This window comes from Streptococcus suis, from assembly GCF_046032515.1.
GTDB lineage: Bacteria > Bacillota > Bacilli > Lactobacillales > Streptococcaceae > Streptococcus > Streptococcus suis_AL.
The window spans coordinates 128,467-142,597 of record NZ_JARQPJ010000003.1; the positions used below are offsets into that span (position 1 = coordinate 128,467).

The 14,131-nt window shown below is 40.5% G+C and carries 14 protein-coding genes and 1 pseudogene; 11 read left to right on the forward strand and 4 right to left on the reverse strand.

Going from position 1 to position 14,131, the window contains the following annotated elements:
* Positions 1–15 precede the first annotated feature (15 nt).
* The 5 genes from P7J49_RS02720 to nusB all read left to right on the forward strand — a co-directional run bounded on the left by P7J49_RS02720 (position 16) and on the right by nusB (position 3,996).
* Positions 16–1,362, forward strand: coding sequence for a DUF1266 domain-containing protein (locus tag P7J49_RS02720; protein ID WP_408569226.1), 1,347 nt, complete (start codon positions 16–18; stop codon positions 1,360–1,362).
* Between the two features lie 122 nt (positions 1,363–1,484).
* Positions 1,485–2,546, forward strand: coding sequence for a M24 family metallopeptidase (locus P7J49_RS02725; protein WP_408564519.1), 1,062 nt, complete (start codon positions 1,485–1,487; stop codon positions 2,544–2,546).
* A 63-nt stretch (positions 2,547–2,609) separates the two neighbouring features.
* Positions 2,610–3,167 (forward strand): elongation factor P, encoded by a 558-nt coding sequence (gene efp, locus P7J49_RS02730; protein WP_002942436.1) that lies wholly within the window; start codon positions 2,610–2,612, stop codon positions 3,165–3,167.
* Positions 3,168–3,194: 27 nt separating this feature from the next.
* Positions 3,195–3,587 carry an Asp23/Gls24 family envelope stress response protein gene (locus P7J49_RS02735; RefSeq protein WP_002942446.1) on the forward strand — a complete coding sequence of 131 codons (393 nt, stop codon included), beginning with the start codon at positions 3,195–3,197 and terminating at the stop codon, positions 3,585–3,587.
* Positions 3,577–3,996 (forward strand): transcription antitermination factor NusB, encoded by a 420-nt coding sequence (nusB, locus tag P7J49_RS02740; protein WP_002938276.1) that lies wholly within the window; start codon positions 3,577–3,579, stop codon positions 3,994–3,996. Before P7J49_RS02735 ends, nusB begins: the two co-directional genes overlap by 11 nt.
* An 81-nt stretch (positions 3,997–4,077) precedes the next feature.
* Here the strand turns inward: nusB and P7J49_RS02745 are convergent, their stop codons facing one another.
* Positions 4,078–5,043: a LacI family DNA-binding transcriptional regulator gene (locus P7J49_RS02745; RefSeq protein ID WP_029187412.1), complete on the reverse strand. Its 966-nt coding sequence runs from the start codon at positions 5,041–5,043 to the stop codon at positions 4,078–4,080.
* Positions 5,024–6,478 carry a sucrose-6-phosphate hydrolase gene (locus P7J49_RS02750; RefSeq protein WP_408569229.1) on the reverse strand — a complete coding sequence of 485 codons (1,455 nt, stop codon included), beginning with the start codon at positions 6,476–6,478 and terminating at the stop codon, positions 5,024–5,026. The genes P7J49_RS02745 and P7J49_RS02750 overlap by 20 nt, the downstream gene beginning before the upstream one ends.
* A gap of 205 nt (positions 6,479–6,683) precedes the next feature.
* Here P7J49_RS02750 and P7J49_RS02755 point away from each other — a divergent pair, with 205 nt between their 5' ends.
* Both P7J49_RS02755 and scrK read left to right on the forward strand, forming a co-directional pair.
* A complete protein-coding gene (locus tag P7J49_RS02755; RefSeq protein WP_408569231.1) occupies positions 6,684–8,573 on the forward strand; it encodes a sucrose-specific PTS transporter subunit IIBC in 1,890 nt (629 codons plus the stop codon).
* Positions 8,574–8,700: 127 nt separating this feature from the next.
* Complete coding sequence (scrK, locus tag P7J49_RS02760) at positions 8,701–9,582, forward strand: fructokinase ScrK (RefSeq protein WP_408569233.1); 882 nt, start codon at positions 8,701–8,703, stop codon at positions 9,580–9,582.
* 41 nt (positions 9,583–9,623) lie between these two features.
* Here scrK and P7J49_RS02765 read toward each other — a convergent pair whose 3' ends face one another.
* Positions 9,624–10,013 carry a hypothetical protein gene (locus P7J49_RS02765; RefSeq protein ID WP_408569235.1) on the reverse strand — a complete coding sequence of 130 codons (390 nt, stop codon included), beginning with the start codon at positions 10,011–10,013 and terminating at the stop codon, positions 9,624–9,626.
* A 200-nt stretch (positions 10,014–10,213) separates the two neighbouring features.
* Entirely contained in the window at positions 10,214–11,005 is a 792-nt protein-coding gene (locus P7J49_RS02770) for an LPXTG cell wall anchor domain-containing protein (protein WP_408569237.1), read from the reverse strand.
* A gap of 620 nt (positions 11,006–11,625) precedes the next feature.
* On the opposite strand from P7J49_RS02770, the gene P7J49_RS02775 reads away from it, so the two are divergent.
* From P7J49_RS02775 to P7J49_RS02790, 4 genes and pseudogenes are all read left to right on the forward strand, one after another.
* A complete protein-coding gene (locus P7J49_RS02775; protein WP_024389784.1) occupies positions 11,626–12,120 on the forward strand; it encodes a hypothetical protein in 495 nt (164 codons plus the stop codon).
* 175 nt (positions 12,121–12,295) lie between these two features.
* Complete coding sequence (locus P7J49_RS02780) at positions 12,296–12,613, forward strand: hypothetical protein (RefSeq protein WP_024389785.1); 318 nt, start codon at positions 12,296–12,298, stop codon at positions 12,611–12,613.
* Position 12,614: 1 nt separating this feature from the next.
* On the forward strand, positions 12,615–13,301 hold the full coding sequence (locus P7J49_RS02785) for a DUF2786 domain-containing protein (protein ID WP_024389786.1): 687 nt from the start codon (positions 12,615–12,617) through the stop codon (positions 13,299–13,301).
* A gap of 23 nt (positions 13,302–13,324) precedes the next feature.
* Positions 13,325–14,131 (forward strand): annotated as a pseudogene (locus P7J49_RS02790) (replication protein RepR); the annotation flags it as partial.

Below are 14,131 nucleotides of genomic sequence, written 5' to 3' on the forward strand. Positions count from 1 at the left end.
AACAAGGAGACCACCATGCAATCGGAATACGTTTTATTGTGTAGTCCATACAGATACAGTTCAGTTTTTGCCAATTCAGTCAATAGACAATTTATCGAAAAAGAACTAATGAGTGTCGTCATGCCAGGTGCTAATATGATGACCAGAGGCCTGTTGCGAACCATGTTAGAAACAAACTATGGAATTACAGATTATTCAAGTTTAAAAGAAGAAATTGATAAACTGGAAGATGGTCGTTATCATGCTTTAGAAGATGTTTCGTCATTTATTGATGGAATAGCCAATCCTGATGTAAAAGACTTTTACCTTTCTTTAAATTCATTAACAGGTTCTCGAACCATTCAAGGTTTTGACGACTGCCGTATAATTGATGTCTTGACGAAATCGTATGCTGCTCGCTTGATTACTAAAGAAGAATTTGAGGAACTGTTTACCAAGCAAACAGAGCGTATCAAAAATAGTTATCAGAATTGGGAACACTATTTAGCCTCTTGTGTACTGGGAAAATTACTTCAATTTGTTCCTAGCTCAGAAACGATTACAAGCGTTGAGGAATATGTGGTAGATGTTTATTCTTTTTGTATTGCACCGACGAATGTCTTTTCTTATGGTACTTTTTGGGCAAATCATGAGTTAGCCAATTTGACAGCTTTGTTAGAAAACTTCTTACCTGAAGAAATTGTTAAAGAGTTAAAACCAAGGCAAAATCGTGAGGATTATAAGGGTGAGATTCCAGGACTTACTGCGCCTTCAAATGATTTGCTTGCTTCCCTAGAAGGAACCTCTATAGACCCAACTTTTATCGATTATGAACGCTATCAGTACCTGAGCGAACTTGCAGATTACGTTTTTTGGACTCCCCTTATTGAGAATAATCTTGAATGGATGATTGCAGAAAAAAACTTGCAAGAACAAGATACAATTCTTTTACCAAAGGAGTATGCAAGTCTTTATTCGGCTAGAGTATTTTGGTATCATTATCCAAGCTACAAGGAGTTGCATGAAGAACATATTTTTGCCATGTTTGAAGGAACTCTAAGTTTAAATCTTATCTTTACAGAGGAAGCTGTCTACACCTTTAAGAAGAAATTATTCGGCAAACCAGCACTTGTCAGAATCCCTTGGGAACAAGTTGAGTTAAGCTCGTCACTTAATTTATGGATGGAAGAAAGTAAAATTCATTTTGGCAAAAAGACAATCTCTAATGTCAGTCCAGTTTTAAGCGAAATCGGCCTAAATAGTAAGGCTGTTGACGACCTAGATTCTCAAGAAAGGAAAGCTCTTGAAAATGAATGGCAACAAAAAATGAATCAATTTTTAGAGGGTATTCCTCAACGGATTCGTGAATTTAAAGGGAAATGAGAAGAAACTCTTAATGCTGTTTTGAAAAGTCGCCTCTGCGGCTTTTTTCTCTATCTGCTAGAAAGAATTGGTATTTGTCTGTATTTCTGCTATAATAGTTAAAAAATCATTGGAGGAATAGGATGCAAAAAAGACTTGAAAAATTTGAAGTAAAATTAGCCCAATCAGATGTGGATGGGATTTTGGTAACAGGACAGAACAATATTTACTACCTGACAGGTTTTTGGGGAACAGAGGCAACTGTATTCATCAGTGGCAAACGCCGTTTGTTTGTAACGGATGCACGCTATACCTTGATTGCCAAGGCGACAGTGCAAGGCTTTGATATTATCGACAGCCGTTTTGCCCTTGAAGAGATTGCCAAGGTGATTAAGGAAGATGGACTTGAAAAAATTGGTTTTGATAGCGAGGTGACCTATGGTTTCTATCAAAGTCTGACCAGCATTTTTGAGGGGTATCAGTTGGTCGCTATGTCAAACTTTATTGAAGACTTGCGTATGATTAAGGACGAGAAAGAAATTGCGACCATTCGTCGTGCTTGTCAAATTTCGGATCAGGCTTTTATTGATGTTCTTGACTTTATCAAACCAGGTCAGACGACTGAGATGGACGTCAATCATTTTCTGGATCACCGCATGCGTCAACTCGGTGCAGAAGGGGCATCGTTTGAGTTTATCGTAGCGTCTGGTTACCGCTCTGCCATGCCTCATGGAAGAGCCTCAGAAAAGCTTATCCAAACTGGTGAAAGCTTGACCTTGGACTTTGGTTGTTACTATCAGCATTATGTCAGCGATATGACGCGGACTATCCATATCGGTCATGTGACAGACCAAGAGCGGGAGATTTACGATGTGGTCTTGCGTGCCAATAAGGCCCTGATTGAGCAGGCCAAAGAGGGAGTGACCTACCGCGAGTTTGATGCAATTCCGCGTGAGATTATCAATGCGGCGGGTTACGGAGCCAACTTTACACACGGTATTGGCCACGGAATCGGCTTGGATATTCATGAATATCCGTATTTTGGAAAATCTGACGAGACTATCAAGGCAGGTATGGTCTTGACGGATGAGCCTGGTATCTATTTGGATGACAAATATGGTGTCCGTATCGAAGATGACCTATTGATTACGGAAAACGGTTGTGAAGTCTTGACATTAGCACCCAAGGAATTGATTGTCATTTGAGAAATTTGACAGTTTGTGGTAAAATAAAACGAATAAATAAAATTTGAAGAGGTATTCAATACAATGATTGAAGCAAGTAAACTTAGAGCAGGTATGACCTTCGAAGCTGAAGGTAAATTGATTAAAGTTTTGGATGCAAGCCACCACAAACCAGGTAAAGGAAACACCATCATGCGTATGAAATTGCGTGATGTACGTACAGGTTCAACCTTCGATACAACTTACCGTCCAGATGAAAAATTTGAACAAGCTATTATCGAAACAGTTCCAGCACAGTACCTTTACCAAATGGATGACACAGCTTATTTCATGAATACTGAGACTTACGATCAGTATGAAATTCCAGTAGCGACCATCAAAGAAGAATTGCTCTATATCTTGGAGAATTCCGATGTGAAGATCCAGTTCTACGGAACAGAAGTGATCGGTGTTACTGTACCAACAACTGTTGAATTGGTCGTTGCAGAAACACAACCATCTATCAAAGGTGCGACTGTTACAGGTTCAGGTAAACCAGCTACGATGGAAACAGGTCTTGTCGTCAACGTACCAGACTTTATCGAAGCAGGTCAAAAACTCGTTATCAACACAGCAGAAGGAACTTACGTATCACGTGCTTAATCGTTTCCTCTTAAGAAAGGAGAGCCTATGACAACAGAATATCAAGGCGAGATTGTTATCGCACCTCGCGTCCTTGAAGTAATTACAGGCATTGCTGCAGCGAAAGTTGATGGAGTACATTCCCTTCAAAATAAGCGTGTAGCAGACAGTTGGTCAAAAACATCGTTAAATAAAGGTGTTTATCTTGAAACTGACGAGGAAGGTCGAGTGACTGCGGATATTTACGTCTATCTAGAATATGGTGTAAATGTTCCTGCCGTATCAATGGACATTCAGCGTGCAGTCAAGACAGCAGTTTACAACTATGCAGAAGTTCAAGTGGCTGCGGTTAATATCCATGTCAGCGGTATTGTTCCTGATAAAACACCAAAACCAGCATTGAAAGATTTATTCGGAGAGGATTTCCTTGATGAAGAATAACAGACATGCCCTGCGTAAGTGTGCTTTGCAGGCAATCGTATCACTTGAATTTGGTCAAGAACCTGTTCAGGCAGCTCAGTTTTCTTATCTTTATGATAGAGAGGAAGAGCAAGAAGGAGTTGAAATTCCGCTCTTTCTCCTTAACCTTGTCAATGGTGTCGCAGACTATCGTGATGACTTGGATAAGGAGTTATCTAGCCGATTAAAAGCAGGATGGACCTTAGACCGTTTAACCTTGATTGACAAGAATATCATGCGACTAGGCCTATTTGAAATCTTACATTTCGAAGAAACGCCAGACCGTGTTGCTGTTAACGAGGCTATTGAATTGGCTAAAGAATTTTCTGATGAATCTTCAGCTAAGTTTGTCAATGGAGTTTTGAGCCAGTTTATTAAAGAAGAAGCCTGATGAGCTTCTTTTTTACTTGAGAAACAAGAGAATGTATCACAAAAAAGCTGTACCTAATTTTTTTATTAGGTACAGCTTTTTTTATATACTAGCTCCTGCTAGTAGGCTAATCGGTAGGATATAGTCTGTTTTTGTCAGTTTTTTTCCTTCGATTTTATCAACTAATAGTTCAACCAGCAGGCGAGCTATTTCGGTTAATGGTTGCTTGATGGTTGTCAGTTGAGGATAGTAGTTTTCGATGAAACTTGTTCCATCATAACCAATCAATTTAATATCTTCTGGAATAGACAGATTCAATGAACGAATGACGTTCCATACCAGCATAGCCGTTGCATCGCCAGATACAAAGATACCATCTGGTTTTTGTTTTTCAAGAATGGCTCGGATTTCCATCTCCTTGCGCACAGGTGAGAAATCACTGGAGATATGAAAAACTTCGGCTTTGTTCAAAATAGATGTGAAACCTACTTGGCGAAGGCCGGTAGGTGAATTGGAATCATCGTTTCCAGTAATCATTAATGGATTGTGACATCCCGCTTTTTGTAAGGTTTGGGCAGCTAATACCCCGCCAGCAAAATTATCGGAAGAGACAATGGGAATGGAAGGAGAGAGGTTGCGGTCAAAAGCGATAATTGGAGCTACGACACGGTCGTAGTCTTGGATACCGAGATTGTGACTGCCCGAGATAATCCCATCTACTTGGTTAGCTGCTAACATTTCTAGATACTCACGTTCCTTATCGGACTCGTGCTGGCTATTGCAAATAATGGTTTTATAGCCTCGATCAAAAAGCTCTTTTTCTAAATGGCTAATCAATTCAGAATAAAAAATATTGTTTATTGTTGGGAAGATGAGACCAACTAATTTTGCAGATTTACCTTGTAAACTACGAGCTACATTATTAGGTTTGTAGCCTAGTTCACGCATAGCCTCTTCGACATTGCGAATGGTTTTTTCAGATAGGTATCCTTTTTTATTGATAACGCGCGAGACAGTTGTTGGGCTGACCCCAGCTAACTGTGCGACATCAGTTAGTTTTGCGACCATAATCTAAATGGTAGTAGGTTCCGGTCGGATTACCAGTCGTAATGACGATACCAGACTGATCCGCATCAGGGAAGACACGACCAGAAAATACTTTCTCTCCTTTATTGATAAAGATTTCAAAGACAGATTTGTCGATGAAGATATTGGCTGTGAGAGCTCCTGGAGAAATCTCGCAAGAGCGACTTGTGCCGAAATCGAGTGCGAATGGCTGACCACAGTTGCCGCGGTCCAATGTAATCTGGCCTTGTTCAGTGTCTACAGACAAGACCAAGCCTTTTTCCGCTTCATTTGCGAACAATACGATTTCATGCTTCGTGCCCGCTGAAAAATCAAGTTCCAATTCGTAAACATTATTGGTTTCTTTTTGGGCTGAAAATGGCTGAGCTTCTTTACGAAGACTGGTAATCGCATCGACTGGATATTGGTAGAGTTTACCGTCCTTGATGGTTAATTCTTTAACCAATGACAGACAGCCTTGGTAGTCATAAGCATCGGTTGGGTATTCCACATCTGGAAGAGCCAACCAGCTAACAGATAGAGTTCGACCGTCTGGTGCATTAAAGGCCTGGGTTGCATAGCACTCAAAACCATAGTCCAGATTGATCAATTCGCTCGGTTCGACAATGCTTGCTGTTTCAGGATTGAAACTCTGACCAATCTTGTACATGTTTGGATAGATATTGTCATAGTCCAATACCTCTTTGTCTAAGCCTTGTGGACAGTAGAGGAGAATTGGTTGTTCGCCAACGAACGCAATATTCGGGCATTCCATCATATAAGCGGTCATATCATTGGCAAAATCTAGGTCACCAATATAGGACCAGTTGAGGTAGTCGTTATTTTCAGCTTTATAAAGTTTGACAATTCCCTTTTTATCCAGATTTTGTCCACCGACGATAGCGTAATATTGCCCTTTATAGTTGAAAATTTGTGGATCACGGAAATGGTCGGTGGTATCTCCTGGTTGCTCAATCAAGACTTTATCAATCTTTTCAATCTTACCATCTTTATCCATCAAGGCACCGATTTGGTATGGATGGCGAACCCAATTTTCATCGCGGACATTTCCAGTATAGAAGAGGAAGAGCTTGTCGCCAAATTCCATAGCTGAACCAGAGTAGGCACCGTGGCTATCAAGTGGTGTATCTGGGTACATAACCGTACCAGTTTCTTCAAAATGGACCAAATCCGTTGATTCTGTATGGACCCAAGATTTTAATCCGTGCGCAGCACCGAATGGGAAGTATTGGTAAAAAAGAGTCCATTTTCCATTAAAATAAGAAAATCCATTTGGATCATTTAATAGTCCATGTGGTGTTTCAATATGGAAATTTGTCCTCCAAGGAGAACTCTCTGTATTCTTCTTTATTTTTTCAATATATTCGGGTGTCCAGTCAGCATAAGCTCTGTAACGCTCCTCTGTTGTAAATGCCATAATTTTCTCCAAATTTTCTAGTTTTTCATTAATATAGTAAACGTTTTCTTGAAAAAAATCAAGTTTTAACAATGTTTTTAAGAAATTCAAAAAAAAATGTGATAAACGTTTGACATATTTTATAAAAGTGATATAATAAAACCATCGAAAGTTTGAAAACACTTTCAAAAAAGCAAAAAATATTTAATAAGGAGATTTTTGCAAGATGAATAATACAGAAATTGCAAAAAAAGTCATTGACGCCCTTGGTGGACGTGAGAACGTACGCAGTGTTGCCCACTGTGCGACTCGCCTTCGTGTCATGGTTGTTGATGAAGGAAAAATCGACAAGGATACAGTCGAAGACATCGAAAAAGTACAAGGTGCTTTCTTCAACTCTGGTCAATACCAAATCATCTTTGGTACTGGTACAGTAAACAAAATCTACGATGAAGTGGTTGCCCTTGGTTTGCCAACAGCGACTACTGGTGAACAAAAAGCTGAAGCTGCTAAACAAGGTAATGCTTTCCAACGTGCGATCCGTACTTTCGGTGACGTATTCGTTCCAATCATTCCTGCTATCGTAGCAACTGGTCTTTTCATGGGTCTTCGTGGTCTTCTTGGAGCTCTTGGTTATACTCTTCCAGAAGATTTGAACGTTTACTCACAAATCTTGACAGATACAGCATTCATCGTATTGCCAGCCTTGGTAGTATGGTCAACCTTCCGTGTATTCGGTGGTAACCAAACAATTGGTATCGTTCTTGGTATGATGCTCATTGCGGGTCAGTTGCCAAACGCTTGGGTTGTAGCATCAGGTGGCGATGTGAAACCAACTATCTTCTTCGGTTTCATCCCAGTTGTTGGTTTGCAAGGTTCAGTATTGCCAGCCTTCATCATCGGTTTGATTGGTGCTAAATTTGAAAAGGCTGTCCGCAAGGTTGTTCCAGAAGTTCTTGACCTCTTGGTAACGCCATTCGTGACCTTGTTTGTAATGTCTATTCTTGGCTTGTTTGTCATTGGTCCAGTCTTCCACGTGGTTGAAAACTACATCTTGGCTGGTACACAAGCTATCTTGAACTTGCCAATGGGTCTTGGTGGTCTCCTTATCGGTGGTGTTCACCAAGTCATCGTTGTATCAGGTGTTCACCATATCTTCAACTTCTTGGAAGCTCAATTGGTAGCAAACACTGGTGCTAACCCATTCAACGCTATCATCACTGCAGCTATGACAGCACAAGGTGCTGCTACAGTAGCGGTTGGTGTGAAAACTAAAAATCCTAAATTGAAAGCTCTTGCTTTCCCAGCAGCTCTTTCTGCCTTCCTCGGTATTACTGAGCCAGCTATCTTCGGTGTTAACTTGCGTTTCCGCAAACCATTCCTTCTTTCATTGGTTGCTGGTGCCATCGGTGGTGCTGTAGCATCTCTTCTTGGTCTTGCCGGTACAGGTATGGGTGTTACTATCATCCCAGGTTTGACACTTTACGCAGGTAATGGTCAAATTCTTCCATACATCCTTATGGTTGCTGTATCATTTGCTCTTGGTTTCGCTTTGACTTACCTCTTCGGTTATGAAGATGAGGAGAAAGACGTAAAAAAGTCTAGTGCTTCTGCACAAGAAACAGCAAAAACGCTTGAAGAAGCAGAAACAGGACTTGTAGCTGAAGAAACTCTTGTATCTCCACTATCAGGTGATGTTGTTGCTCTTGAAAATGTAAATGACCCGGTCTTCTCATCAGGAGCTATGGGTAAAGGTTTGGCAGTTAAGCCAACTGAAGGTGTTGTTTACGCACCAGCAGATGCAGAAGTAACTATTGCTTTTGAAACAGGTCACGCTTATGGCTTGAAAACAGCTTCAGGTGCTGAAATCTTGATCCATATCGGTATTGATACAGTATCAATGAACGGTAACGGTTTTGAGAAATTGGTTGCAGCTGGCGACAAGGTTAAAGCTGGCGATGCAATTGCAAAATTCGATGCAGCTAAGATTGCTGAAGCTGGTCTTGATGATACAACCATGATTATCGTGACAAACACTGCAGACTTTACAGAAGTAACTCCACTTGCAGAGGGAACAATCGCTCACGGTGTAGAATTCTTGAAAGTAGCTAAGTAATCTTATATAAAATCGATTTGTAGAGTCTGCCTCTACTACATAATTAACAGGAAAAAGGCTGAAAGCCTTTTTCTTCTGTTTGCTTATATGTTATAATAAAAGTGATAAAAATTTTGGAGACAATCAAATGACAAAATTATATGGTAGCTTAGAAGCTGGTGGTACAAAGTTTGTTTGTGCAGTAGGCGATGAGAACTTTCAAGTTGTTGAAAAAGCGCAATTTCCAACGACAACTCCTTATGAAACGATTGAGAGAACGGTTGAATTCTTCAAGCGCTATGAAGATCGTTTGGCAGGTATTGCGATTGGTTCTTTCGGTCCAATTGATGTTGATCAAAACTCACAGACTTATGGTTATATCACTTCGACACCAAAACCACACTGGTCAAATATTGATTTACTTGGTCTGATTGCTAAGGAATTTAACATTCCATTCTACTTCACGACAGATGTGAATTCATCAGCTTTTGGTGAAACATTGGTTCGTAAAGGGGTAAAGAGCTTAGTTTACTATACAATTGGTACAGGTATTGGTGCAGGTGCTATTCAAAATGGTGAGTTTATCGGTGGCTTGGGTCATACCGAAGCGGGTCATACTTACGTTGCCCTACACCCTTACGATGTAAAACATGAATTTAAAGGGATGTGTCCATTCCACAATGGGTGTTTGGAAGGCTTAGCTGCAGGTCCTTCTCTTGAAGGCCGTACAGGTATTCGTGGTGAATTGATCGAGTTAAATTCAGACGTTTGGGATGTGCAGGCTTACTACATTGCTCAAGCAGCCGTACAGGCAACCTTACTTTATCGTCCACAAGTAATTGTATTTGGTGGAGGAGTTATGGCTCAAGAGCACATGCTTAATCGTGTACGTGAGAAGTTTGTCGGTTTGATGAACGATTATCTCCCAACACCAGATGTCAAAGAATATATCGTAACGCCAGCTGTTGCTGAAAATGGTTCTGCAACTCTTGGGAACTTTGCTTTGGCAAAACAGGTGTCAGAAAAGTAACATAAAAAGTTAGGGACTAGAAATAATCCCTAACTTTTTTCTTATTCTGTAAAAATACTAGTTCTATAATCAGGCTCTTGATTTTCTGTAATGGAGAGAGCAGTATACATATTTTCAGAACGAAATTCAACCGCTTGTAGGCTTGGAACTACCTTGTCTAGAATGTCAGAGTAGTCCTGTAATGTTTGGAGAGGTGAATAAGTAACTCCCCAATCCGCTACTTGGTAGTAAGCACGTTTATCTTTGTTTTCTGTATATTGGAGTGGGAAAAATAAGGTGCTGCCATCTTCAAAGTGAGCTAGGAGTGTATTGATGTTTTCTTCTCTTCCCTGTATGTCAGAAATAATGGTATTGTCGGTCATGGGGACAAGGCTGATCATTTTACTACTAGCCAATTTGTGGTCTGCGGGGTTGGGAAAGAACTCGACCATTCATAGAAGAGTTCGTCAACAATTTTTCGTTTTAAGTTGTTGAGCTGAAACAGTCTATTCCCAGACTGTTTCACTCCCACCCCCCCGCATAGCTTCAACAGTCAGAGTAGTGACTGTTGGAGGTTGGAGATGAAGCGAACTCTGTTCGCATCAGTCGTAATGGTCAGATTTGGAGTGTGAAACACGAACAAATCTGCCAATCAACCACTGCGCTGAGATGTTGACACGAACTCTGAGAAGTGGCTTTGGGCTTTCTGCCCAGCCTCAGCCTTTTTTAGTTGCTGGTTGTCGCTTGTTGGATCTAATTTTTTTAGATTGAAGAGCAAGGTTTCATTATTTATAGCACTATCGGTACTATCTTGCTGCTGAGATGATGCAGTTGTGGAAGAGCTCTCTTTATTTTCGGTAGATTGCGGACCTATATCCTTGTCAGTGACATAGCCTACATACTGATATTGCTTTATGTTACTTGGATTAGGAAGTTGGTCTCCGACTTTTAGCTGATGAACCTGATTGTAGCTTGCAAGTAAATTGCTTTCTAGAGCCTGGATGCTCTGGATAGGTAGAATAGAACCAGTGGCGGTCAGAAGAAGGATGGATGAAATAATCCTTTTCTTTTTGCCTTTTCCGACCAAACTTATTCCTAGAACTAGAAGAAGTCCCCCTCCAATCGTTAATAGATTGATCCCGGTCTCCCCTGTAGCTGGAAGAATCCCAAATATTTTTTTAGGTTCGGTCTTGTAGATGAGATAGATTGTTTGATTCTCCGTAGCTATTTCTTTGGAAGGTAAGACAGTTTTCAGCTTAGATAAGACAGAATCCTTCTCTGAACTTGTTAGTTCATCTTGTGCAATATATTGATATTGAACAGATACCGTCGATGCATCGTTTGCGTAAACTATAGGAGGCTGGCTTCCCCATAGGCTACTCACTATGGCTACTGAAGTACTAGATATGGTTAGTTGTTTAAGAGCGATTTTCTTGGTATACATTTTCCTCTCCTTTTTGCATATTTATTTGCACAATCATATTATACTACTTGTACAAAGAAAAAAATGCCAAATCGTTCACATTTTTGGGGCAATAGTGCATATTTTTTTAAAATTTTAAATGGTATATTTTTACTAGAGATAGAGGATGGTATCCTGGTATTTATTTTAGTAATTGGTGTCTTAATCATGTTCTTTTTGGGAGTGGGAAAGAACTCAGCCATTCATAGAAGAGTTCGTTTTCCCACCCCCCGCACAGTTGATTAGGTTAGATTTGGAGTGTAAAACACGAACAAATCTTCCAATCAACCACTGCGCTGAGATGTTGACACTAACTTTGAGAAGCGGTGCTGGGCTTTTTGCCCAGCCTCGTGTAGAAATTTTTCCAGATTTGTTTGTTTTATTGTGTTTTTATCTAAGAATACTGTGTATCCTAGTGGTAAGTGGTAAGAGTTTTTAGAATTGAATATATACCTGTATTTATGAGGGGAACGGAGAAGTCTGTTCTCCTTTTTGTTCGTTTAAAATCTTATACGGAAAGGGGCTTTACCATGTGTTTAGATTTGGAGCAGTTGATTGCGGTAAACAGAGCATAGAGGGCTTGACAGAGTTAGGAGGCCAGAATGATTAGAAACGAATTATACGAGCAGCTAATCAATAGTGAGCCAATAGGGTTCATTGATCCTTTTACTGATCTAGGGGAATTTGATTCTATTCAGATGAAGTTCAAGCAACCTGTTAGAAGCTTGGTAAACAAGTACTCTGGGAAACCTTACAATGCCCACTGGCAAAATAAGATTGAAGAGATGAGGGTTCTATATATTCAATACCAGAGAAGCTTGAAACTCGAAGACGAGGAGCAGGCAGTTCATAATAGGGTTAGAAATAAAGAATCCAAAGAACATGTTCATGAAATCGTCACAACGTATTTGAAGTTGGGATTTAGGTTTAAAGAAATTGAAGCAAGAGTGTCATTATTCAACACTCGCTTACGTAGAAATTGGAAGAGGAGCGATTATGTCACAACTGCAACTCCTGAAGTTTATCTGAAGAGAGACTTACAGGACGGCATTTGTTCGTGTAGCTCCAGTATTCCAAAAAGCATGAAGATTAACTAGAGGTGCTGCTATGAAGCATGAAGAAATAAATGTAGATCCAGGGATATGCAGACGTTGCGCTTGTAACTGGGTTACACCCTGCATTCATGAAAAATATGGTCCGTGCTGGTGGATTGATAAGGGTCAAACATTATGTAGCCACTGTTTTTATGGGCTGAACGAAGAATCTTCTCAGATGAAAGTTTACTATAGACCAGGGCATGATTGGCTAGAAAGAGATGAGGGGTTTGCGCAGGAGATATTGGCCAATCCTAAAAGACACTGGGTCTATGATATGGAGCATGATGTACTATGTATCGTTATGATGGGCGATCATATTGGGGCTGTTCAGTTTATCGCAAAGCAATTCTACGGGCTTGGTCATATTTACCGTGAGGAAATTCCAAAATGGCAAGAAATTATTGCCAATAATATGATTTTCTATAATGCAGCGGTCAATGAACCAAAGCACTATGCTTGGCACTTACCCCGAAAATATCGCTTGGAGGATTGACATGGAAAATAAAATTATCGGGAAGATACAAAATCTTTTGGAGCTAGCTTATGATACACCAGACGATGAGGAGGGGCAAACAGCTCTTCTGATGGCTCAAAAACTCATGGTAAAACACAACATTTCCATGGCTGATGTCTCAGTTTCCCAGTTGAAAGAAATTATTGGAGAAAAAGTGGCGACTACTCAATATCGCTTGGTCTGGTGGAAAGAGCGATTAGCTGCGATACTCGGGGCAAATTTTAGATGCCAGGTTGTCAGAAGGAGAAGAGTCGACAAAGGAATTACTCAAATCATTTTCTTTGGTTACGATTCGGATGCTGAGTTTTGCACAAAGGTCTATGAGGCGGCGCTGCTTTATTTAGACTATCGTCTGGACAGACTTTATAAGACCGCAGTAACCGCAAACTATAGGGAGTACAAGAAATCGTACTTACTTGGGTTCTTGGATGGTTTAGATCAACGCTTCAAGGATCAATGTTTAACTTCAGATGAGTTTGCCTTAGTCGTTCAAGTGCCTCAAGAGGTGTTAGAGGAACAAGCTAGACAACTAGGAGAAATCAGAGAAAGAGCTATTAAAGTTCCTATAGAAGAGATTGACTTTGAAGGCTATTCTGAGGGGCTTGAGCATGCAAAAGAAACAATATTGATGCCAGATGAGTTGCTCAAAGCTAACGTTGGCGTATAAAATCGTTGATAGTAAGGAAACAGATGAACTTAACGAACATTTACAGTTTGATTCTAAGAGATGGACTAAGACAGACCAAATATAGAAACAGTCACTTGTGGCCAGTTCCTTCAGCTGAAGAAGGGAAACGTGGGGCTATCTTTGCCTACCGTTCTAAAGAGAATATGGTCAAGGCACGTGGGGTCGTCTTAACATCGATGGAGGCTATTTTAGAAAACCAGGATAGCTTTACTCACTGGACACCGAACGCCTACCGTTTTGGGGCTTACAGTGATGCTAACCGTCGGGTTACACGTGGGCACTCTGAAGACAATCTAAGGCAGATTAACACCTTCTATATTGACTTCGATATTACCTCTTCAGCTGAAGAAATGACAGCTGGAGATATTTTAACGACTACCATCGATTTAGGCTTCATGCCAACTCTGATTTTAAAATCAGATAAAGGGTTCCAAGCTTATTTTGTCCTGGAAGAGCCAGCTTACGTTACAGCACACTCCCAGTTTAGAGTGGTCAAGGTTGCAAAAGCTATCTCTCAAAATTTGCGTAACTACTTTAACCAAACCTTGCCAGTTGATATGACCTGCAACCACTTTGGTATTGCACGTATACCACGGACGGACAACGTCGAATTTTTCCATGCAGACTACACCTACTCGTTCCAGGAATGGCTAGACTGGTCCATGAAGCAATCTGACCTTCCCTTTCCAGGAAAGAAACCAAATCTAACAGTTATTTCAGGCTCTGAAGGGGTAAAACAGATAGATGAACCCTGGTATGGCTTGCTGACGAGAGAATCCAATATCAAGGGTGCTAGGGACGTTATGGGA